Annotated in this window: 19 protein-coding genes; all 19 read left to right on the plus strand. The window is 51.9% G+C overall.

Annotated features, from left to right (window positions below; all coding sequences use genetic code 11):
• Position 1 precedes the first annotated feature (1 nt).
• The gene (gene hisC / locus KL786_RS06510) at positions 2-1,114 is read left to right on the plus strand and encodes a histidinol-phosphate transaminase (protein ID WP_215517074.1); all 1,113 of its coding nucleotides are present in this window, start codon (positions 2-4) and stop codon (positions 1,112-1,114) included.
• 28 nt (positions 1,115-1,142) lie between these two features.
• Entirely contained in the window at positions 1,143-3,353 is a 2,211-nt protein-coding gene (locus KL786_RS06515; protein ID WP_353844647.1) for a bifunctional prephenate dehydrogenase/3-phosphoshikimate 1-carboxyvinyltransferase, read from the plus strand.
• Positions 3,350-4,039, plus strand: a complete 690-nt coding sequence (cmk, locus tag KL786_RS06520; protein ID WP_032863151.1) for a (d)CMP kinase — start codon at positions 3,350-3,352, stop codon at positions 4,037-4,039. The genes KL786_RS06515 and cmk overlap by 4 nt, the downstream gene beginning before the upstream one ends.
• A 121-nt stretch (positions 4,040-4,160) precedes the next feature.
• Entirely contained in the window at positions 4,161-5,855 is a 1,695-nt protein-coding gene (rpsA, locus tag KL786_RS06525) for a 30S ribosomal protein S1 (RefSeq protein WP_029298694.1), read from the plus strand.
• A gap of 330 nt (positions 5,856-6,185) precedes the next feature.
• Positions 6,186-6,482: an integration host factor subunit beta gene (gene ihfB / locus KL786_RS06530; RefSeq protein WP_008437689.1), complete on the plus strand. Its 297-nt coding sequence runs from the start codon at positions 6,186-6,188 to the stop codon at positions 6,480-6,482.
• Between the two features lie 25 nt (positions 6,483-6,507).
• Positions 6,508-6,741: a lipopolysaccharide assembly protein LapA domain-containing protein gene (locus KL786_RS06535; RefSeq protein WP_215517076.1), complete on the plus strand. Its 234-nt coding sequence runs from the start codon at positions 6,508-6,510 to the stop codon at positions 6,739-6,741.
• 360 nt (positions 6,742-7,101) lie between these two features.
• The gene (locus KL786_RS06540; RefSeq protein ID WP_215517077.1) at positions 7,102-8,454 is read left to right on the plus strand and encodes a Wzz/FepE/Etk N-terminal domain-containing protein; all 1,353 of its coding nucleotides are present in this window, start codon (positions 7,102-7,104) and stop codon (positions 8,452-8,454) included.
• A gap of 473 nt (positions 8,455-8,927) precedes the next feature.
• Positions 8,928-9,821, plus strand: a complete 894-nt coding sequence (gene rfbA, locus KL786_RS06545) for a glucose-1-phosphate thymidylyltransferase RfbA (RefSeq protein WP_154841668.1) — start codon at positions 8,928-8,930, stop codon at positions 9,819-9,821.
• Positions 9,818-10,384, plus strand: a complete 567-nt coding sequence (gene rfbC / locus KL786_RS06550; protein ID WP_215517078.1) for a dTDP-4-dehydrorhamnose 3,5-epimerase — start codon at positions 9,818-9,820, stop codon at positions 10,382-10,384. The genes rfbA and rfbC overlap by 4 nt, the downstream gene beginning before the upstream one ends.
• Complete coding sequence (locus tag KL786_RS06555) at positions 10,381-10,785, plus strand: sugar 3,4-ketoisomerase (protein WP_215517079.1); 405 nt, start codon at positions 10,381-10,383, stop codon at positions 10,783-10,785. Before rfbC ends, KL786_RS06555 begins: the two co-directional genes overlap by 4 nt.
• A gap of 97 nt (positions 10,786-10,882) precedes the next feature.
• A complete protein-coding gene (locus KL786_RS06560) occupies positions 10,883-12,004 on the plus strand; it encodes a DegT/DnrJ/EryC1/StrS family aminotransferase (RefSeq protein ID WP_215517080.1) in 1,122 nt (373 codons plus the stop codon).
• A complete protein-coding gene (locus KL786_RS06565; protein ID WP_215517081.1) occupies positions 12,004-13,281 on the plus strand; it encodes an O-antigen translocase in 1,278 nt (425 codons plus the stop codon). Before KL786_RS06560 ends, KL786_RS06565 begins: the two co-directional genes overlap by 1 nt.
• Before the next feature lie 10 nt (positions 13,282-13,291).
• The gene (locus KL786_RS06570) at positions 13,292-14,227 is read left to right on the plus strand and encodes a glycosyltransferase family 2 protein (protein WP_215517082.1); all 936 of its coding nucleotides are present in this window, start codon (positions 13,292-13,294) and stop codon (positions 14,225-14,227) included.
• Positions 14,224-15,216 (plus strand): EpsG family protein, encoded by a 993-nt coding sequence (locus KL786_RS06575; RefSeq protein WP_215517083.1) that lies wholly within the window; start codon positions 14,224-14,226, stop codon positions 15,214-15,216. The genes KL786_RS06570 and KL786_RS06575 overlap by 4 nt, the downstream gene beginning before the upstream one ends.
• 36 nt (positions 15,217-15,252) lie before the next feature.
• Complete coding sequence (locus tag KL786_RS06580) at positions 15,253-16,173, plus strand: glycosyltransferase family 2 protein (RefSeq protein ID WP_215517084.1); 921 nt, start codon at positions 15,253-15,255, stop codon at positions 16,171-16,173.
• A gap of 63 nt (positions 16,174-16,236) precedes the next feature.
• On the plus strand, positions 16,237-17,148 hold the full coding sequence (locus KL786_RS06585; RefSeq protein ID WP_215517085.1) for a glycosyltransferase: 912 nt from the start codon (positions 16,237-16,239) through the stop codon (positions 17,146-17,148).
• Positions 17,145-18,113, plus strand: coding sequence for a UDP-glucose 4-epimerase family protein (locus KL786_RS06590; RefSeq protein ID WP_215517086.1), 969 nt, complete (start codon positions 17,145-17,147; stop codon positions 18,111-18,113). Before KL786_RS06585 ends, KL786_RS06590 begins: the two co-directional genes overlap by 4 nt.
• Complete coding sequence (locus KL786_RS06595; protein ID WP_215517087.1) at positions 18,110-19,120, plus strand: MraY family glycosyltransferase; 1,011 nt, start codon at positions 18,110-18,112, stop codon at positions 19,118-19,120. The genes KL786_RS06590 and KL786_RS06595 overlap by 4 nt, the downstream gene beginning before the upstream one ends.
• Positions 19,121-19,295: 175 nt before the next feature.
• A complete protein-coding gene (locus KL786_RS06600; RefSeq protein ID WP_215517088.1) occupies positions 19,296-21,290 on the plus strand; it encodes a polysaccharide biosynthesis protein in 1,995 nt (664 codons plus the stop codon).
• The last annotated feature ends 26 nt before the right edge of the window (positions 21,291-21,316 follow it).

Genomic DNA, 21,316 nt, shown 5'->3' on the forward strand with positions numbered 1-21,316 from the left:
CATGAGTGGCAACTTCCTCGCCCTGGCACAGCCGGGCGTGCAGCAACTGTCGCCTTACGTTCCAGGCAAGCCTGTGGACGAGTTGGCGCGCGAGCTGAACCTGGATCCGGCAAAGATCGTCAAGCTGGCGAGCAATGAAAACCCCCTGGGTCCAAGCCCCAAGGTGCTGGCGGCGCTTCGCGAAGAGCTGGCCGAACTGACGCGTTACCCTGATGGCAATGGTTTTGCCCTCAAGTCCCTGTTGGCCGAGAGCTGCCGGGTTGAGCTGGCTCAGGTCACCCTGGGCAATGGTTCCAACGATATTCTGGAACTGGTGGCGCGTGCCTATCTGGCGCCGGGCTTGAATGCAGTGTTCAGTGAGCATGCGTTTGCGGTCTATCCGATTGTCACCCAGGCCGTCGGTGCCGAGGCGCGGGTGATTGCCGCCAAGGACTGGGGGCATGACCTGCCAGCCATGTTGGCCGCCATCGACGCCCAGACCCGGGTGGTGTTTATCGCCAATCCGAACAACCCGACCGGCACCTGGTTTGGTGTCGAGGCGCTGGACGAGTTCCTGCAAGACGTGCCGGAGCATGTGCTGGTGGTGCTGGACGAGGCCTATATCGAGTATGCCGAAGGCAGTGATCTGCCCGACGGCCTGGACTTCCTGGCGGCCTACCCGAACCTGCTGGTCTCGCGCACCTTCTCCAAGGCTTATGGCCTGGCGTCGTTGCGGGTCGGTTACGGGTTATCCACAGCTGTCGTCGCTGATGTGCTGAACCGGGTGCGCCAGCCGTTCAACGTCAACAGCCTGGCGCTGGCGGCGGCTTGTGCGGCGCTCAAGGATACCGAGTACCTGGAAGAAGGGCGGCGGATCAACGAGAGCGGTATGCAGCAACTGCAGCAGGGCTTTCGTGAGCTGGGCCTGGGTTGGATTCCCTCCAAGGGCAATTTCGTTTGCGTCGACCTTGGCCAGGTGGCAGCCCCGGTGTTCCAGGGCCTGCTGCGCGAAGGTGTGATCGTGCGTCCGGTGGCCAATTACGGCATGCCGAACCACTTGCGTATCACCATTGGTTTGCCGGCTGAAAACAGCCGCTTCCTTGAGGCGCTGGCCAAGGTTCTGGCCCGTGGTTGATGTGATTGCAAAGCAACTTGCTGTGCCTGTGATCGGTCGCCTGGTGGTGGTCGGTCTGGGATTGATTGGTGGCTCCTTTGCCAAGGGCCTGCGTGAAAGCGGCCTGTGTGGCGAAGTGGTCGGCGTGGACCTGGACCCGCAATCGCGCAAACTGGCGGTTGAGCTGGGCGTGGTGGATCGCTGCGAGGCGGACCTGGCGGTTGCTTGTCAGGGGGCTGATGTCATTCAGTTGGCGGTGCCAATCCTGGCTATGGAAAAACTGTTGGCGTTGTTGGCAGGCATGGATCTGGGCCAGGCGATCCTGACAGATGTCGGCAGCGCCAAGGGCAATGTGGTGCGCGCGGCACGGTTGGCGTTTGGCGGTATGCCGGCGCGTTTCGTGCCGGGGCATCCGATTGCCGGCTCCGAGCAGAGCGGGGTGGAAGCCTCCAACTCGCAGTTGTTCCGTCGGCATAAGGTGATCCTCACGCCATTGGCCGAAACCGACCCTGCGGCCTTGGCTGTAGTGGACCGTCTGTGGCGCGAACTGGGTGCGGATGTCGAGCATATGCAGGTCGAGCGCCACGACGAAGTGCTGGCGGCGACCAGTCATTTGCCGCATCTGCTGGCGTTTGGCCTGGTTGATTCCTTGGCCAAGCGTAACGAGAATCTGGAAATTTTCCGTTACGCAGCCGGTGGTTTCCGCGACTTTACCCGGATCGCAGGCAGTGACCCGGTGATGTGGCACGACATCTTTCTCGCCAATCGCGAGGCGGTGCTGCGGACTCTAGATACTTTTCGCAGTGACCTCGACGCCTTGCGCGACGCGGTCGATGCTGGCGACGGGCACCAGTTGCTAGGTGTCTTCACCCGTGCGCGGGTCGCGCGTGAGCACTTCAGCAAGATCCTGGCACGCCGGGCCTATGTGGATGCGGCTGTGAACGCCGATGATGTGGTCTTTGTCGCCAGTCCGGGTGGGCGTTTGAACGGAACGGTCAGGGTGCCGGGTGACAAGTCCATTTCCCATCGTTCGATCATGCTGGGGTCGCTGGCGCAGGGTGTTACTGAAGTCGAAGGTTTCCTGGAAGGGGAGGATGCCCTGGCGACCTTGCAGGCGTTCCGTGATATGGGCGTGGTGATTGAAGGCCCGCATCATGGGAAGGTGACCATCCATGGTGTCGGCCTGCATGGCTTGCAGCCTGCGCCGGGTCCTATCTATCTCGGTAACTCAGGTACTTCCATGCGCCTGTTGTCGGGATTGTTGGCGGCGCAGCGTTTTGACAGTGTCTTGACCGGCGATGCTTCGCTGTCCAAGCGACCAATGAATCGCGTGGCCAAGCCGTTGCGGGAAATGGGGGCGGTGATCGAGACTGCGCCTGAAGGCCGACCACCGCTGACCATTCGTGGCGGGCAGGCTCTCAAGGGTATGGATTACACGCTGCCGATGGCCAGCGCCCAGGTCAAGTCCAGCCTGTTGCTGGCCGGGCTGTACGCCGAAGGTCGCACGGCTGTGACTGAGCCTGCGCCCACCCGTGATCATACTGAGCGGATGTTGCGTGGCTTTGGCTGCCCGGTGGAAGTCGTTGGTGCGACTGCGGCGGTTGAGTCGGGCCATGCTCTGGTGGCTACGCACATCGAAGTGCCGGGTGATATCTCTTCCTCGGCATTCTTCCTGGTGGCCGCCTCGATCGCCGAGGGTTCCGAATTGTTGCTGGAGCATGTGGGAATCAATCCTACCCGCACTGGGGTGATCGATATCCTGCGCCTGATGGGGGCTGATATCACCCTGGAAAACCCGCGCGAAGTCGGGGGCGAGCCTGTGGCCGATCTGCGCGTGCGTGCTGCACCGCTCAAGGGTATCGAGATTCCGGAGGCGCTGGTGCCCCTGGCAATCGACGAGTTCCCCGTACTGTTTGTTGCTGCCGCCTGCGCGCAAGGGCGCACGGTGTTGCGGGGTGCCGAAGAGTTGCGGGTCAAGGAGTCCGACCGGATCCAGGTCATGGCCGATGGTCTCCTGGCGCTGGGCGTGAAGTGTGTGCCGACACATGATGGGATTATCATTGACGGTGGCAGCATGGCGGGTGGCGAGGTGCATGCTCACGGTGATCATCGGATTGCCATGGCATTCAGTGTGGCTTCCTTGCGTGCCACTGGGCCGATTCGTATCCATGACTGTGCCAACGTAGCTACATCTTTTCCGAATTTTCTTACACTGTGTGCCCAAGTCGGCATTCGTGTTGCCCAAGAGGCTCAATTGTGAATATCAAAGCACCGGTGATTACCATCGACGGGCCAAGCGGCTCTGGCAAAGGCACGGTTGCGGGCCTTCTGGCCAAGCGCCTGGGTTGGTGCCTGCTGGATTCCGGGGCGCTGTATCGCCTACTGGCTTTCGCGGCGCGCAACCATGGCGTCGACCTGACCAACGAAGAGTCGTTGGTGCTGTTGGCGGCTCACCTTGATGTGCAGTTCGTCGGGGCGACCGAAGGTCACTCGCTGCGCATTATCCTCGAAGGCGATGATGTGACCGATGACCTGCGTAACGAGCAGGTCGGCTCCTGGGCCTCCCAGGTCGCCGCATTGCCGGCCGTGCGTGATGCCTTGCTGCAACGCCAGCGGGCTTTCCAGGAGCCGCCGGGCCTGGTGGCTGATGGTCGCGACATGGGCACCGTGGTGTTTCCCGAGGCGCCGCTGAAGATTTTCCTGACAGCCAGTGCCGAGGAGCGGGCGCGCCGCCGTTACTTGCAGTTGAAGGGCAAGGTGGATGGTGTTAGTCTGTCGAGTCTGCTAGATGAGATTCGTGCACGCGATGAGCGTGACACCCAGCGTGCGGTAGCCCCGCTCAAACCGGCGGCTGACGCCATACAGCTGGATTCCACGGAATTGTCCATCGAGCAGGTGTTGGAACGCATCTTGAGTGAAATCGCTCTTCGCGATATCGCCGGATGACTCAGAGGAAGTGCAGGGGACCAGTCCTAGACCTGCGCTTCTTCTCTTATATGAACGTAACCCACACCGTCTGGGGTGTGGCAGATGGGCGTATTCTTCGCCCTTATCAACAGGAATTAAAATGAGCGAAAGCTTTGCGGAACTCTTTGAAGAAAGCCTAAAAACCCTGAACCTTCAGGCAGGCTCCATCATCACCGGTGTTATCGTTGATATCGATTACCAAGCTCGCTGGGTAACCGTTCACGCTGGTCTGAAGTCTGAAGCACTCATCCCGCTTGAGCAGTTCTACAACGACGCTGGCGACCTGACTATCAATGTCGGTGACGAAGTTCACGTTGCTCTGGACTCGGTTGAAGACGGTTTCGGTGAAACCAAGCTGTCCCGTGAAAAAGCCAAGCGCGCTGAATGCTGGATTGTTCTCGAAGCAGCCTTCGCAGCTGAAGAAGTGGTCAAGGGCGTTATCAACGGTAAGGTTAAAGGCGGCTTCACTGTCGACGTTAACGGCATCCGTGCGTTCCTGCCAGGTTCTTTGGTCGACGTTCGTCCTGTGCGCGACACCACGCACCTGGAAGGCAAAGAACTCGAATTCAAGGTCATCAAGCTCGACCAGAAGCGCAACAACGTTGTCGTTTCCCGTCGCAGCGTCCTGGAAGCAGAGAACTCCGCCGAGCGTGAAGCTCTGCTGGAATCCCTGCAGGAAGGCCAACAAGTCAAAGGTATCGTCAAGAACCTCACCGATTACGGCGCATTCGTCGATCTGGGTGGCGTCGATGGCCTGCTGCACATTACCGACATGGCTTGGAAGCGTATCAAGCATCCTTCCGAAATCGTCAACGTTGGCGACGAGATCGATGTCAAGGTTCTGAAATACGATCGCGAGCGCAACCGTGTTTCCCTGGGCCTGAAGCAACTGGGTGAAGATCCATGGGTTGCTATCAAAGCCCGTTACCCAGAAAGCACTCGCGTAACCGCGCGTGTTACCAACCTGACCGACTACGGCTGCTTCGCAGAGCTGGAAGAAGGCGTGGAAGGCCTGGTACACGTTTCCGAAATGGACTGGACCAACAAGAACATCCATCCTTCGAAAGTCGTACAAGTCGGCGACGAAGTGGAAGTTATGGTTCTGGACATCGACGAAGAGCGTCGTCGTATCTCCCTGGGCATCAAGCAGTGCAAATCTAACCCATGGGAAGATTTCTCTGGCCAGTTCAACAAGGGCGATAAAATCTCCGGCACCATCAAGTCGATCACCGATTTCGGTATCTTCATTGGTCTGGACGGCGGCATCGACGGCCTGGTTCACCTGTCCGACATCTCCTGGAACGAAGTTGGCGAAGAAGCTGTTCGTCGTTTCAAGAAGGGCGACGAGCTGGACACCGTTATCCTGTCGGTTGACCCAGAGCGCGAGCGCATCTCCCTGGGTATCAAGCAACTGGAAAGCGATCCGTTCTCCGAGTACGTTCAAGAGAACGACAAGGGTGCAATCGTTAAAGGCATCGTGAAGGAAGTTGACGCTAAAGGCGCCATCATCACTTTGGGTGACGATATCGAAGCGACTCTGAAAGCCTCCGAAATCAGCCGTGACCGCGTTGAAGACGCTCGTAACGTTCTGAAAGAAGGCCAGGAAGTAGAAGCCAAGATCATCAGCGTTGACCGCAAGAGCCGCGTAATCCAACTCTCCATCAAGTCGAAAGACGAGATCGAAGAGAAAGAAGCAATCCAGAGCCTGCGCGACAAGCCAGCTACCTCTGACATTGCTTCGGGTCCGACCACTCTGGGCGACCTGTTGCGTGCACAAATGGAAAAACAGAACTAAGTTCTGTCAGACCATAGAAAAAGGGCGACTTCGGTCGCCCTTTTTTGTGCCTGTGATTTGGGTTTTACGGGGCGGGAGGTTGGCAGGTGTAGTGCGTTCGTCCTGAGGCTGCTTGCAGGCGGTGATCTTGCTATTCAGGCACGCTTCCAGTGCTTTTCTGGGGAAGGGTCTCCTGCGCTTTTCTGGAGGGAGCCTGCTCTTATCCTTGGTCTTGTGGGGGTTGCGATAATTTGCGCAAGATAAGTCAAGCCACAGGCTGTTCAAATTCATCTGGTCATGCTAAAACCTTCGGAGCGCTTTTCCTAGCTGCTTGAAAAAGAAGGGAAAAATATGACGAAGTCGGAGTTGATCGAACGAATTGTCACCCATCAAGGGCTGCTCTCATCCAAGGATGTGGAGTTGGCCATCAAGACCATGCTTGAGCAAATGTCCCAGTGCCTGGCCACTGGTGATCGAATCGAGATCCGCGGCTTTGGCAGCTTCTCGCTGCACTACCGCGCCCCGCGCGTGGGCCGTAACCCGAAAACCGGCCAGTCCGTCAGCCTCGACGGCAAATTCGTGCCCCACTTCAAACCGGGCAAGGAATTGCGGGATCGAGTGAACGAAGACGAAGAAGAAAGCGTCTGAGTTTTTTTGGGGATAGGAGAAGTTTATGCGCGGTGTAAAGCGCGTCGCCCTGGTACTGATTGTGCTGATCGTCGCCTTGGTGATCCTGGCATTCGTACTGGAAAACCAGCAAGGCGTCGCCCTGGCGTTTTTGGGGTGGTCTACGCCAGAGCTGCCGGTTTCGGTGTTTGTGACATTGGCGTTGATTGTCGGGATGCTGGTGGGGCCGATCCTGGGGTTGCTAGTGCGCCGCAAGAAGCGCCTAAAGCCAGTGTTGTAGGGTTGGACTGACGGCTTAGACCGTTTGTCGACTGTATTGTAGGGTTGAGCCTTCCCTTTGGCGTCGGTTCCCTAGGCGGTTAAGCGCTTTTCTGTGTTCGGGAAATAGTGGCTTTAATAGGCTCTCTGGCCTTAATTCTTACAACTTCTTCGATGTTTGAGAATTGCCTTAAAGTCATGTCAAGTCTTGCAATGTGACGGCGAGATGGCAAAATGCAACCTGTTCTCGATACCAGTCATTTTGTGTGTCCAAGGCCAGGCAGCGACGCTGGGCTTTTGGCCGACCCTTATAAATATAAAATCACCACAAGATAGTCTGCATAACGAGCCCGCAGTTTCTCCTTGAAGGCAGGTTTTTGTTGTGAGTAGTAGCTTCCGCGCGCCCCCAATTCCTTCGTCCGACGAGATTGATCTCGTTGCGCTTTTTCAGGCTGTCTGGAAGCAGAAAAAGTTAATCATGGCCGCTACTGCAAGCGCTGGTCTGGTTGCTGCGATCTATGCGTTCCTCACGACTCCTCAGTATGAAGTCAGCAGTGTGTTGCGCCCGGCTGCAATCAACGAGCTGGATGCTTTGAATCGCTCCGAGATTTATACGCTTCCTCCTGGTGATGCTCTTGTCAGAGTGGGCGCGTCACTGGAGTCCTACGATACCCGCTTGGGTTTTTTCCGTTCGCACCAGAAGCTGTTCAAGGCCTTTGAACAGCCAGGCAGGACGTTGGAGCAGAGTTTCGAAGAGTTCAATCGCAACTCTATTGAGCTCAGTCTGCCTGATCCGAAGAAGGCCAACTCCCTCAGTGCTTATATCAAGCTTGAAATGAGTTATCCGAAAGGCGTTGATGGCGTCGCCATTCTCAACGGCTTCATCGATTATGCGATTGCCACGGAGCGCGAGCAGATTGCGGCGGATCTGGACGTTATCGTAAAAAACCGATTGAGCGAGCTCAAAGGCAAGATTGATGCTGCTCGCTCTGCCTATGAGATTGATAAAGAGGCGAGGATTGCGGCCCTCCGGGAAACGGATAGCTTGCGACGGGCGCAGTTGCAGGATGAACTCAAGGCGTTGCGGGCACAGTTGAAGACTGGGCGCACCGACCGAATGGCACAGTTGAACGAAGCCATTGGGATTGCCAGGTCACTTGGGATCAGAAAGCCCAGCACACCTTCCGCTCTGGGTGAGTCGGACCGTAGCGGTTCATCAAGCGTGATGCGCACCGAAATAAACAATCAACAAATCCCTCTGTATTTCATGGGTGTCGAGGCGCTTGAGGCTGAGCGCACTGCTTTGATGCAGCGCAAGTCCGATGATTTTACCGAGGGGCGCATTGCGCAGATTGCCAAAGAGCTGCAATTACTCCAATCCAATCGTGAGATTGAAGTGCTCAATCGTCGTGAAAATGAGGATCTGTTCCTTGCGGGCGTTCAGCCGGTGCGTGCTGAAGTGGCCCGGTTGAGTAACCTGAGCATTGATATGAGCCGGCTCAAGCTGGTGACGATCGATCAGCAGGCGCTGGAGCCGTTGCGCCCGGTCAAGCCGCAGAAGGCGTTGATTATCCTGCTGGGGCTGGTTTTGGGTGGCTTTATCGGGGCCTTTATTGCCGTGATTCGTCATCTCATCAACACCCGTCAGCCTCAACCGCAGTCAGTAGTACTGTCCGTGCAGCCGGGCTCGCCGACGATGGTGGGTAGCGATGCTGGTTTGAACAAGCCGCAATAAATGACCATGCCCCCTGCATTTTTTTCTCCAGACAGTGCAGGATTTGATTCTGCAAGGAAACTAGCCTGCAACTTGTTGTCTATAGCGCGCTGGGATAAACAGTTCTCGGCTTCAGGTCTCGCGTGATACCTGAGGTTAGCCGCAGTGACTGGCATTCGAGGGGCGGTCTTCCTGTCTGGCGGTATTCATGTAAAAAAAACGGCAGCGACTCGTAGCGGATGGATCATAATCACGCGAGTCGATCCGCCTGGACTGTCCTTTCCCGGCGCAGAGTATTGCCTGCGTCTTGCTGGAGACGGCAGCAGGCGAGGGCTCTGCCGTGAAAAGATTAAATTTTTATGTTGGCGATTTCGGATTGCCGGCCGCAGGCATTGAAATTGCGGTTCAATACCGAGAAGCTACGCGCTATTTTTCATCCGCCTGCCCGCGTGTTGGCCTGGTGTAACGCAGATATTTAAGGAAGTTTTACAGATATGACGGACATCAAACGCAAAGGCATCATCCTCGCTGGCGGCTCCGGGACGCGTTTGCACCCGCTGACACTGGGTGTATCCAAGCAAATGTTGCCGATTTTCGACAAGCCGATGATTTTCTATCCGCTTTCGGTGCTGATGCTGGCTGGCATGCGCGAAATTTTGATCATCTCTACCCCTGAAGATCTGCCTTGCTTTAAAAAGCTTCTGGGAGACGGCAGCCAGTACGGCATCCAGCTCAGCTATGCCGAGCAACCCAGCCCAGACGGTCTGGCCCAGGCCTTCCTGATCGGTGAAGAGTTTATTGGTGATGATCCTTGCTGCCTGATCCTTGGCGACAATATTTTCTACGGCCAGCACTTTTCCGACAACTTGCGCTCCGCCATGTCCCAGACATCCGGTGCGACAGTCTTTGGCTATCATGTATCAGACCCAGAGCGTTTTGGTGTCGTTGAGTTCGACGCCACCGGGCGGGCACTGAGTATCGAAGAAAAACCTGCGCAGCCGAAGTCCAACTATGCAGTAACAGGCTTGTACTTCTACGACAATCGCGTGGTGGAAATTGCCAAAAGCATCAAGCCATCCCCGCGTGGCGAGCTTGAAATCACTGACGTCAACCGTGCCTACCTAGATGACAAGTCGTTGACCGTCGAGATGCTGGGCCGCGGCTTTGCCTGGCTGGACACCGGTACTCACGAGTCGCTCCTAGAGGCGAGTCATTTCGTGCATACCATTGAGCACCGTCAGGGACTGAAAGTCGCCTGTCTGGAAGAGATTGCGTTCCACAAAGGCTGGATTACCCCAGAGCAGCTTGGTGTCCAGGCAGAGAAGCTGAAGAAGACCGGCTATGGCCAGTACTTGCAAAAACTTCTGGAAGAGGCTTCCAAGGCATGAAACTGATTCAGACTGCTATTCCTGACGTTGTAATCATTGAGCCAAAGGTTTTTGGCGATGATCGCGGCTGGTTTATGGAAAGCTTTAACGAAGAGCGGTTTCATACAGCACTTAAAGAGCTAGGGCTGCCCATCCCGCGAGCGTTTGTTCAGGATAATCACTCCTGTTCGGCAAAGGGCGTGCTTAGGGGGCTGCACTTCCAGCGTGCGCCGCATGCCCAGGGCAAGCTGGTGCGTGTGGTGCGGGGTGCTGCATTTGATGTGGCGGTGGATATTCGGCCTGAGTCCAGCACGTATTTGAAATGGGTGGGCGTGCATCTGAATACTACCAACAGCCATATGCTCTGGATCCCAGAAGGGTTCGCACATGGCTTTGTCTCGCTAGAGGACGACACTCATTTTCTGTACAAGACCACCGATTATTATGCTAAGGAATCGGAGGGCGCGCTTCATTGGAGTGACCCGGCATTGAACATTGATTGGCCTGATGCAGGGGATTACCTCGTCAGTGAGAAAGACGATAGTGCGCCTGGATTGGATGCGTTTTTGGAGGCGCAGCAATGAGTTTGATTGAGATTTTGAACATCCAGGCGAAAGGGGATGAGCGGGGGCAGTTGATCGCTCTAGAGAATAACAAGAATATTCCTTTTGAAATCAAGCGAGTTTATTACCTTACCCAAACACAGGAAGGGGTTGCTCGTGGCTTTCATGCTCATAAAGAACTGATGCAGGTTGCAGTCTGTATATCGGGTCGATGCCTTATGAAATTGGATGATGGGATCGTTCAAGAAGATGTCTGGTTGGATTCTCCCGCCAAGGCGATTCTCATCAGGAAGATGGTTTGGCATGAGATGCATCATTTTAGTTCGGATTGCGTCTTGCTTGTCCTGGCCGATGAGCTTTACGACGAACAAGATTATATCCGTAGTTATTCTGAATTTAAGTTATTGGCCAAGACGTATTGATTTCTGTCGGTTGTCATGGAGCGTATGACGGTTACGCACTAATGTGTTGGGTTGATTTTAGTCTGTTGTTTAACCGAAAAGATCAGGTATTTTTAAGATGATAAAATTTTTAGAGTTGAAAGATATAAACAACCTCTGTCGCGATGAACTGGTCGCTGCCTGCGCTCGTGTTGTTGACTCTGGTTGGTATATCGGCGGAGCTGAACTTAAGATTTTTGAAAAAGAATTTGCAGCTTATTGTGGTACTCGTCATTGCATAGGCGTTGCTAACGGTCTTGATGCTTTGATGTTGGTTATCAGGGCGTGGAAAGAACTCGGCTACATGAGTGAAGGCGACGAAGTCATTGTTCCTTCCAATACCTACATCGCAAGTATTCTGGCTGTATCTGAGAATGGGCTGGTGCCTGTACTGGTAGAGCCAGATCCTGATACACGGAATCTCAGTCCGGCTAAAGTCGAAGCTGCGATAACAAAGAAGACCAAGGCGATTCTTCCTGTTCACCTTTATGGTCGAATGGCTGATATGCCCAAGATTATGGATATTGCCAAGCGACATAGCTTACTGGTGCTGGAAGATTCCGCGCAGGCTCATGGCGCCAAAATTGATGGGAAAAAGGCTGGCAGTTGGGGGGATGCATCTGGATTTAGTTTCTATCCAGGGAAAAATCTTGGTGCACTTGGCGACGCTGGTGCCGTTACAACCAATGATGATAAATTGGCTGCAACAATTCGAGCGCTGGGTAATTACGGGTCTAATGAGAAGTACAAGAATATTTATCGCGGTGTAAATAGCCGGCTTGATGAGATTCAAGCTGCCTGTCTATCGGTTAAACTCAAGTATTTGGATGCACAAACCGTTTATCGTCGTGAAGTAGCGCAGTTGTATACCGCCACAATCACAAATCCGCTTATTACTTTGCCTGTCGTGTCAGATTTTGGTGTGTCACGTGACTCTAGTCATGTATGGCATGTTTACACGGTTTTGTGTGAAAAACGAGATGAGCTTCAGAAGCATCTGTCGGATCATGGCATACAGACATTGATTCACTATCCTATTCCCCCTCATCAGCAACAGGCATATGCTGAACTCGCGTGTCTGTCTTATCCCGTAGCAGAGCGTATACACCAGCAAATATTGAGTTTGCCAATCGGACCTACATTGTCTATGGCGGAGGCGCAGACTATTGTCTCGGCGTGCAACAGTTTTGGTCGCTATTGATGAACCTTGTTAAAACCAGTCTTTTGAATGGCATTGCTGTTGTTATAAAGATGTTGACCTTGCTGGGTTTGAACAAGTTGCTGGCCGTTTACGTCGGGCCTGGTGGTTATGCAGCGATCGGCCAATTTCAGAACGCCGTACAGATGCTGACCACCTTTGCCAGTGGTGCTATTAATAATGGAGTAACAAAGTACACAGCAGAACATGCTGGAGACGAGCGTCGTCTACATACATTGTGGAGGACTTCAGGGACAATTGTTTTGATTGGCGCAACACTGGCCTCATTATTGATAGCACTATTTAGCAAAGAGTTAGCGTTCTGGGTTCTGGGCGATATCGAATTCTATGGTGTATTTCTTTGCTTTGCCGCTACCTTGGTATTTTTTAGCTTCAATACCTTACTACTGGCAGTGTTAAATGGTCGTAAGGAAATCATTATTTATGTATATGCAAATATTGCTGGGAGTATTTTTTCATTAGCTGTTACTTCTGTGATGGCAATCTACTTTGGGCTATACGGTGCGTTGGCCGCTCTTGCGATATATCAATCGTTGAGTTTTCTGGTAACGGTTTTTCTCTGTCGTAAAACTGCATGGTTTAAAGTTGGATTATTTTTTGGTGCTATAGATCGCACTGTCGCATTGAGCTTGCTAAAGTTTGCTGCTATGGCGTTGACCTCTGCTATTTGCATGCCCATTAGTACGATGCTTATTCGAAATGATATTGTTTCAACGCTTGGTTGGGATGCAGCAGGGTATTGGGAGGCGATGCTTAGGCTCAGCGCAGCCTATCTTCTACTGGTGACCACAACGCTGGGTGTTTATTATTTGCCACGACTATCGGAACTTTCCACCGCAAAAGAGTTGATTTCTGAAATAAAGCAAGGTTACAAAATTATACTTCCTTTTGCCATTCTGGCAGGCATTGCGATGTATTTTTCGCGTGATTTGTTAATATTTTTATTATTCACAATGGATTTTTTCCCGGTGCGTGAACTGTTTGCTTGGCAAATGGTGGGTGACGCGTTGAAAATCGGTAGTTGGATTCTTGCTTATTTGCTTTTGGGTAAGGCGATGTATAAGACCTACATCGTTACTGAGGTTGTTTTTTCTACGTCATATGTATTATTTGCGTGGTATTTTGTGCGTCAAATAGGCTTGGAGGGCGTGGTGATGGCTTATGCAGTAAATTATGCAATTTATTGGGCTGTTATGATCGCATGCGTGGCAGTTTATTTTAGAACAATGCGCAGTACTTCGTCCTCTGTAGCTAAATAAGGTGTATTAGATGCTGACTATTATTATTCCTGCTTATAATCACGAGAAATATGTCATAGAAGGGCTTGAGGCTGCGTGCTCGGTTGATCTGCCAGGAACGGAAATAGTCATTATTGATGACGGGTCGACTGACTCAACGAAGCTAAAAGTAGAGCAGTTTCTTCAAGATAAAGGTCCTGAAAATGTTACTTTCTTGGTTAAGAAAAATGGTGGTGTTGTTTCGTCTTTGAATCTTGGACTTGAAGTAGCGAAAACCGAGTTTATTTACTTTGTTGCATCAGATGATATTCTTTGTTCTGCGGGTATTGCGGCATGTGTCCAGCAACTGAAAGACAAGCCCTCTGCTATGTTTTGCATCGGCGCAGGGGTGAGCTTTACTAGCGACGCTCCAGAAGTAAAAAAGACTATTTATAATAAGCTGCATGAGCAGTTTTTTTCTATGAGTGCTTCTTCGCGGGAAAGTGCGCTGTATTTGAATTATCCACAGCCCATTCTTCTACAGTCAACGGTCTTTAGACGTACTGGGTTAAACGAAGTGGGGGGGTGGGATCAGCGAATTACTCTAGATGATTATTCAATGTTTATAAAAATGTTTACTAGGTTTCCGTTGTTGAATCGAGACTTTTTGTATGCCTCGGATCAAGTGGTAGTGAAGTATAGGCAGCACGACGCTAATGTTCACAAGAATATATCGCGGCAATTTTTTATAATAAACGAGATGTTGAGTTTTTTGGCGCCTGCTAAAATTTATCCTAAGGCGTTGGGGAAAGTGCTTGCGATGCATTTTTTAGGGGCTGTTCGATTAGGTCGTACCGCCGATGGTCTCGCTCTTTTTAAGGGGGTTTCAGTCGGTGCTAAGGTATATTTTGTATATTATCTTATCTTCTATATCTCCGGTTTTCTACTGCGATCTGTCAGTAAGTTGATGAGGAGATTATTCGGTTGAATCCATCAAACAATGAGCAAGGTCATCGAGTTTATTTTGGTGGGCGCTGGAGAGTGACAACTCCTGGTGCTATCGTTGCGTTTTTTTTTGTTGCCGTAGCCTCATTATTGATTGCATTGCGCCCCATAGGATTTGATAACGACTATCAGACCTGCTTGGAGTATTACGATAATATTCTTGCTGGAGACCCTCCTGGTGTTGAAGTTGGTTATCAGCTAATTTCACTTGTTTTTGATTATCTTGGGATTGGCTTTGTTGGGGTGCTTTATACATATGCTTTTATTGCATTGTATACAAAATTTAAGTTCTTTCAGAGGTTGGATAGTTATCGTGGCATGAGTGAGGGGTTGTTTTTTTTCATCGTTTATTTTCTTGTTTTTTTTCCAGTTTGGGAGTTGACGCAAATTCGCAATGCGGCAGCAGTAGCTGTGGCGGCATTAGCCATTCTTGAAAAGCGAAAAGCCAGTTCAGGGGTTTATTTTTTATTTGCTGTGCTTTTACATAACGTTAGCTTTTTGATCATCGCTTTGTGGCTCGCTCAGCGATTTTTCAGTTCGATAAAGTATCCTATTGTTCTGGGAGTGGCTTTGGTGGTTTTTTTAGGGCTCGAATATGCACCCTATTATCAACTGTATGCAGCTGACATATACAAAGAGGACTTTAATCCTCTCTCGTTGAAGAATTTATTTATCGTGTTGACATTTGTTTATATACAGTTTTGCAAGCAGCCTTTAGCGAAAAGCTATGCATACTACTCGTTATCGTTGTTGCTGTTTTATCTGGCGATGGGGAAAATGCCAGCTGCCGCTATCAGGGTTGCGGACATTTCGCTCTTTTTTGCCTTGTTAGCTTTATCTCTCGCACATCTGCGTTTCAGTTGGCTCTATAAACTATTGACCATTTTTGCGTTGGGTTATGTTTTTACGAATATCAGTTATTTAGGGGAGAGTCCTCTGATTAACCTGGGCGCAATTTCATGGGCTGGCTGAGGAGCCGGTCTCCTATTTTAGCTGTAAGTGAGTTTTATGTTAGAGGTGGAAGTGGCTAAAGTTGCTGCGGTAGTTGTCGGATATATGCCGGAATTAGACGTCCTGGACAAGCTGTTGATTTCGCTTGGTTCGCAGGTGGATATGCTGGTTTTTCTCGATAATGGAGGCTCATCAAAAGTGCTGATGGGGGCCCCCATCGAGCGGCAATCTCTCGTTTATGTGGATATGGAGGGGAACAAGGGCTTAGGGGCAGCCTTAAATAAGGGCTTCGAATTAGCGGTTAATGCTGGCATGGACTATGTGGTTACCTTCGACCAGGACAGTCACGCTGAACCTGAGTTGATTGCGAACCTAGGCGTGGCAATGACTCACGCAAAATTGAAAGATCCGTTCTGCATTGCAGTCAGTCCGACTTTTTTTGACCGTCGAGACGGTAAAAAAATTAATTTTCCATTTTATCAGTCTATTAATGATGTTATTAAACCCATGTATCATTCTGATGATGAGCATGGTTTAGTAAAAGTGGATGTTTTGATTACTTCAGGCATGTACATCAGTACACAGGCCTGGATTGAGGGAAACCGATACAACGAAGGTTTGTTTGTTGATTTTACCGACTCTGAGTGGTGCTTTCGAGTTAGAAATCAAGGGTATACGCTTTACGGGTGTCTCAATGTTGAAATGGGACATGCTTTGTCCGATGCGCCACCTGTCAAAATTCTAGGGCTTAGCTTTCTTCGATATTCCCCGGTGCGCCGATACTTTTTCTTTCGTGCCACAGTTGCGGTATGCCGGATGAACCATACGCCTGCATACTGGAAAAAACGCCTATTGTTGGCTTTGGTCCTGCGTTTCTTCGCCAACCTATTGATCGACAAAAATAAAATCCAGTCTCTGAAGATGATGTTGCGAGGCGCGCTCCATGGCTGGCAAAACAAATTGGGCCCACTGCGTTAATATTCAGCTGTGATTGAGTTCCCTCGTTCCGGTACGTGGGTTAAGTATTAAAGGTAGAGAGTTATGCAACCACGTATTTTGGTTTTACTCGCGGCTTATAATGGTATGCGTTGGATTTCTGAACAGGTCAATTCGATCCTGAGCCAAGAGGAGGTCTCTGTTTCATTGCTGATCAGCGTAGACCGCTCTGATGATGGCACTGAGAATTGGGTCGACCAGTTGTGCCAGCGTGACTCAAGAGTAAAATCCCTGGCCCACGGAGAGAAATTTGGAGGAGCGGCTCGAAATTTTTTTCGTTTGATAAGCGAAGCGCCGGTTGAGGACTTTGATTACTTCTCATTTGCGGATCAGGATGATATCTGGCTGCCAAACAAGCTGATCAGTGCCACCAGGTTCATGCATGAGAAAAAGTCTGACGGCTACTCCGGTAATGTCACTGCATTTTGGCCTGATGGTCGTGAGTCGATCATTGTGAAGTCTCAGCCACAGGTGGCATTTGATCATCTATTTGAGGCGGCAGGTCCTGGGTGCACATATGTCTTTACCCAAGCGTTGTTTGCCGAGCTTCAGCGAGATATCAACAGCCGCTTCGCGCAGGTGCAGAATGTCACCCTGCATGATTGGTATTGTTACGCCTATAGTCGTTCACACAGCTTTAAATGGGTGATTGATGCCCAGCCGTACATGCGTTATCGCCAGCACGGGGGTAACCAGGTTGGTGTGAATAGTGGTGCTAAAGCATTTAAAAAACGGTTATCTCAGGTTTTTGACGGCTGGTGGCTAAATCAGGCCGCGCTGATTGCCAGTATGGTCGGCATGGAGAATGACCCTTTTGTTCGGCGCTGGATCGGACTGGGGCGCTGGGAGCTGCTCTGCCTGGCAGCCAGTGCCTCGAAGTGCCGTAGACGGCTACGAGATAAACTGGTTTTCAGTGGGCTGTGTTTGATGTTGGTGGTGTTGAGGCAAAAGAAATGAAAACCCAGTTATTGATCACCGGCAGTAGTGGTTTCGTCGGGCGCCAGCTGATTCAACAGCTACAGGGCCATATAGATTACAACATACGTGCTCTTGTCCGCCGTATGCCCGATGTTTTGGCGACTGGTGTTGATTACGCACAACTCCCAGACTTTTCCGCTGTGACAGCGGAGCACCCGGCTCTGCAGGGTATTGACGTTGTTGTCCACCTGGCATCACGCGTGCACGTCATGAATGATACGGAGTCTGATCCTCTCGAAGCGTTTCGCAGAGTGAATGTGGGTTATACGCTGCAATTGGCCCGTAGCGCTGTTGCAGCAGGGGCGAAACGTTTTATCTTCGTCAGCTCTGTCAAGGTCAACGGTGAGCAGACGGCTTTCGGCAGGCCATACAGCGAAACCGATAATCCTTTGCCTGTTGATCCTTATGGCATCTCAAAAATGGAGGCCGAAGATGCGCTCAGAGAACTTGCAGCGCAAACAGGTCTTGAGGTAGTCATTGTCCGCCCCGTGTTGGTTTATGGGCCGGGTGTGAAGGCTAATTTTGCGAATATGATGAAGTGGTTGAAAAAGGGCGTTCCGTTGCCCTTTGGTGCTATTGGCAATCAGCGAAGTCTTGTGGCATTAGATAACTTGGTCAGTTTTATTCTGACCTGCTTATCTCATCCAGCCGCTGCTAACCAGACGTTTTTGATCAGTGATGGTGAGGATGTATCCACCACTCAATTGTTAATTCGATTAGGCAAGGCCTTGGGCTCACCTGCCAGACTCATCCCGGTTCCTGAGTGGTTGTTGGTGTTAGGGGCAACTCTGCTTGGGCGCAAGGCACTATCCCAGCGACTGTGTGGTTCGCTGCAAGTGGATATTACAAAAGGCCGGCAACTATTGGGCTGGGCGCCAGTCGTTACCCTTGATGAGGGGCTCGATGCAACTGCGCAACATTACCTTAGTGAGCAAATTCAATGACATATTGGTACATTTTTCCCCTTGTCGCGCTTGTGTCTCTGCTACTCACAGCTGTGCTGCGCCAATATGCGCTGCGTCGTAGCATTATTGATATTCCTAATGCACGTAGCTCTCATACGGTACCAACGCCCAGAGGGGGCGGGGTAGCAATTGTACTTACGTTTGCATTTTCACTGTTCGTACTGGCACTCCTGCAACGGGTGTCAATGGCTGAAAGTGTCGCGCTATTAGGGTCAGGTCTACTGATCGCAGTGATTGGCTTTATGGACGATCATGGTCATATAGCTGCGCGTTGGAGGCTATTGGGGCATTTTATTGCGGCCGCCTGGGCACTTTTCTGGGTGCAAGGGCTGCCCTCAATCACTGTATTTGGCTTTTCTTTGAGCCTTGGATGGTTCGGCCATTTACTTGGCGCACTTTACTTGGTCTGGATGCTGAATCTTTATAATTTCATGGACGGAATAGATGGCATCGCCAGTCTGGAAGCTATTTGTGCGTGCGTCGGTTTGTCGCTGATTTATTTTTTTAGTGGTCATGAAGCATTGATATGGTCCCCACTTTTATTGGCCGTGGCCGTTGTAGGATTCTTATATTGGAACTTCCCACCTGCCCGAATTTTCATGGGGGATGCGGGAAGTGGGTTTCTAGGCATTGTTCTGGGCGTTTTTTCTATTCAGGCTGCCTGGGTCGGCAGTGAGTTTTTTTTCGCCTGGTTGATCATGCTGGGAGTCTTTGTAGTTGACGCTACCTTTACCTTGGGCCGGCGACTGGCCCGGGGAGACAAGGTCTATGAGGCTCATCGTAGCCATGCGTACCAATTCGCCTCACGCCAATTTGGAAAGCACCTCCCGGTAACGGTGTCTATTGGTGTTATCAACGTTGTCTGGCTTTTCCCTCTGGCTCTCTGCGTTACGTTACTGGGACTGGATGGCACCCTGGGTGTAATAATCGCTTATGTGCCATTGTTGTTGTTGGCTGTAAAATACAAGGCGGGCATGCGTGAATAGATGCTTTGGTGAGCGCTTTTTTCTTCTCATTCTGGCGTAACCTGTATGATCAGGGGGCCTCATGAATGAAACTTTAGTTTCAACCGGTGCGGCGTGTCGTCCGCAGAAGCTGCGGGCAGTAGCTGCCCGTTGAGAGTTTTAATTTAATTGTGAGTAATAAGGTCGTCAGAAAAACATGGATAAATTACGAACATTCCTGCTGAATCTCCCTCGCAGGCAAAAGCGCATCCTCCAGGTCCTTGCCGACATCGTGTTGGTCTGGCTCGCCCTCTGGATGGCGTTTGTTGTTCGTCTCGGGATTGATGAATTGGTCAATCCCGTCGTCCTGCATTCATGGCTGTTCATCAGCGCGCCAATCGTTTCCATCCCGCTGTTTATCCGTTTTGGCATGTACCGCGCTGTGATGCGGTACTTCGGTAATGATGCGCTTATTGCAATCATCAAGGCGGTCAGCCTGTCGGCGCTGATTCTTGGCGTTGTCGTCTATTGGTACAGCAATCACGAGAATGTGGTGCCGCGCTCTATCGTGTTCAACTACTGGTGGCTCAGCCTGATCATGATCGGTGGTTTGCGACTAGCCATGCGCCAGTACTTTTTGGGTGACTGGTTTGCAGCAGCCCAACATGTACCGTTTACCAGTCGCGATGATGGGCTGACCAAGGTTGCGATCTACGGTGCAGGTGCTGCCGGCAATCAACTCGTTGCTGCGCTTCGCATGGGACGGGTCATGCGCCCGGTGGCATTTATCGATGACGATAGCAGTATTTCTGATCGCGTTATCTCGGGCCTTCAGGTGTTCAAGCCCAAGCATATTCAACAGATGATCGACGCCACGGGGGCCCAGGAAATCCTGTTGGCCATTCCGTCGTCCAATCGTGCGCGTCGTCGCGAGATTCTCGGCCTGCTGGAAGGGTTTCCACTGCACGTACGCAGTGTCCCGGGCTTCATGGACCTTGCTAGTGGCCGGGTGAAAGTCGATGACATTCAGGAAGTAGACATTGCCGACTTGCTCGGGCGTGATGCGGTGCCTGCCCAGGGTGACCTGCTGGAGCATTGCATCAAGGGGCAGAGCGTTTTGGTGACGGGGGCGGGCGGTTCTATTGGTTCCGAGCTATGTCGGCAGATCCTGGCATTGCGTCCAACGACTTTGTTGCTGTTTGAGCACAGTGAATTCAACCTTTACAGCATCCTGTCCGAGCTTGAGCAGCGTATCACCCGTGAGTCGCTGCCTGTTCGTTTGCTACCGATCCTTGGCTCGGTGCGCAACCAGGCAAAATTGCTCGACATGATGAAGACCTGGCATGTTGATACGGTGTACCACGCGGCAGCCTACAAACATGTGCCGATGGTCGAGCACAACATTGCCGAAGGCGTCCTGAACAATGTCATTGGTACATTAAATACTGCTCAGGCGGCGCTTCAGGCCGGGGTCTCCAACTTTGTACTGATCTCCACGGACAAGGCTGTCCGCCCAACCAATGTGATGGGCAGTACCAAGCGTTTGGCCGAGTTGACCTTGCAGGCGTTGAGCCGCGAGTTGGCCCCCGTATTGTTTGGCGACAAGGCCAACATTTCCCGCGTCAACAAGACCCGTTTCACCATGGTTCGCTTTGGCAATGTACTGGGTTCGTCCGGGTCGGTCATTCCGTTGTTTCACAAGCAGATCAAATCCGGCGGGCCGCTCACGGTCACTCACCCCAAGATAACCCGTTACTTCATGACGATTCCTGAAGCGGCCCAGTTGGTGATCCAGGCGGGCTCGATGGGGCAGGGCGGGGATGTGTTTGTGCTCGATATGGGCGAGCCGGTGAGAATCGTCGAGCTGGCAGAGAAGATGATTCATCTGTCCGGTCTGAGTGTGCGCTCGGATAAAAATCCCCATGGGGATATCGCCATCGAGTTCACCGGGTTGCGTCCTGGTGAAAAACTCTACGAGGAGCTGTTGATTGGCGACAACGTCGTGGCTACACAGCACCCGATGATCATGAGTGCCAATGAGGATCATCTGGATTGGGAGATACTCAAAGGCAAGCTGACAGAGCTTCTCGCAGCGGTGGATGCGGACGACTACAGCAGGGTCCGTCAACTGCTACGCGATACGGTCAGTGGATATGCCCCGGATGGCGAGATCGTGGACTGGATTTACCAGCAGCGTCGATTGGAGCCTTAGGGCGGGCCAGTATGCGTCAATGTTGC

The organism is Pseudomonas sp. TAE6080 (assembly GCF_018732265.1).
In the GTDB taxonomy this organism is placed as follows: Bacteria; Pseudomonadota; Gammaproteobacteria; order Pseudomonadales; family Pseudomonadaceae; genus Aquipseudomonas; species Aquipseudomonas brenneri.

Excerpts from the sequence above, each read along its gene's own strand:
- KL786_RS06570 (WP_215517082.1), top strand. The coding sequence starts at position 13,292 with ATGCTGACTATTATTATTCCTGCTTATAATCACGAGAAATATGTCATA.
- KL786_RS06580 (WP_215517084.1), top strand. The coding sequence starts at position 15,253 with ATGTTAGAGGTGGAAGTGGCTAAAGTTGCTGCGGTAGTTGTCGGATAT.
- KL786_RS06595 (WP_215517087.1), top strand. The coding sequence starts at position 18,110 with ATGACATATTGGTACATTTTTCCCCTTGTCGCGCTTGTGTCTCTGCTA.
- KL786_RS06535 (WP_215517076.1), top strand. The coding sequence starts at position 6,508 with ATGCGCGGTGTAAAGCGCGTCGCCCTGGTACTGATTGTGCTGATCGTC.
- KL786_RS06560 (WP_215517080.1), top strand. The coding sequence starts at position 10,883 with ATGATAAAATTTTTAGAGTTGAAAGATATAAACAACCTCTGTCGCGAT.
- KL786_RS06555 (WP_215517079.1), top strand. The coding sequence starts at position 10,381 with ATGAGTTTGATTGAGATTTTGAACATCCAGGCGAAAGGGGATGAGCGG.
- rpsA (WP_029298694.1), top strand. The coding sequence starts at position 4,161 with ATGAGCGAAAGCTTTGCGGAACTCTTTGAAGAAAGCCTAAAAACCCTG.
- KL786_RS06600 (WP_215517088.1), top strand. The coding sequence starts at position 19,296 with ATGGATAAATTACGAACATTCCTGCTGAATCTCCCTCGCAGGCAAAAG.
- KL786_RS06565 (WP_215517081.1), top strand. The coding sequence starts at position 12,004 with ATGAACCTTGTTAAAACCAGTCTTTTGAATGGCATTGCTGTTGTTATA.
- KL786_RS06590 (WP_215517086.1), top strand. The coding sequence starts at position 17,145 with ATGAAAACCCAGTTATTGATCACCGGCAGTAGTGGTTTCGTCGGGCGC.
- rfbA (WP_154841668.1), top strand. The coding sequence starts at position 8,928 with ATGACGGACATCAAACGCAAAGGCATCATCCTCGCTGGCGGCTCCGGG.
- hisC (WP_215517074.1), top strand. The coding sequence starts at position 2 with ATGAGTGGCAACTTCCTCGCCCTGGCACAGCCGGGCGTGCAGCAACTG.
- rfbC (WP_215517078.1), top strand. The coding sequence starts at position 9,818 with ATGAAACTGATTCAGACTGCTATTCCTGACGTTGTAATCATTGAGCCA.
- ihfB (WP_008437689.1), top strand. The coding sequence starts at position 6,186 with ATGACGAAGTCGGAGTTGATCGAACGAATTGTCACCCATCAAGGGCTG.
- KL786_RS06585 (WP_215517085.1), top strand. The coding sequence starts at position 16,237 with ATGCAACCACGTATTTTGGTTTTACTCGCGGCTTATAATGGTATGCGT.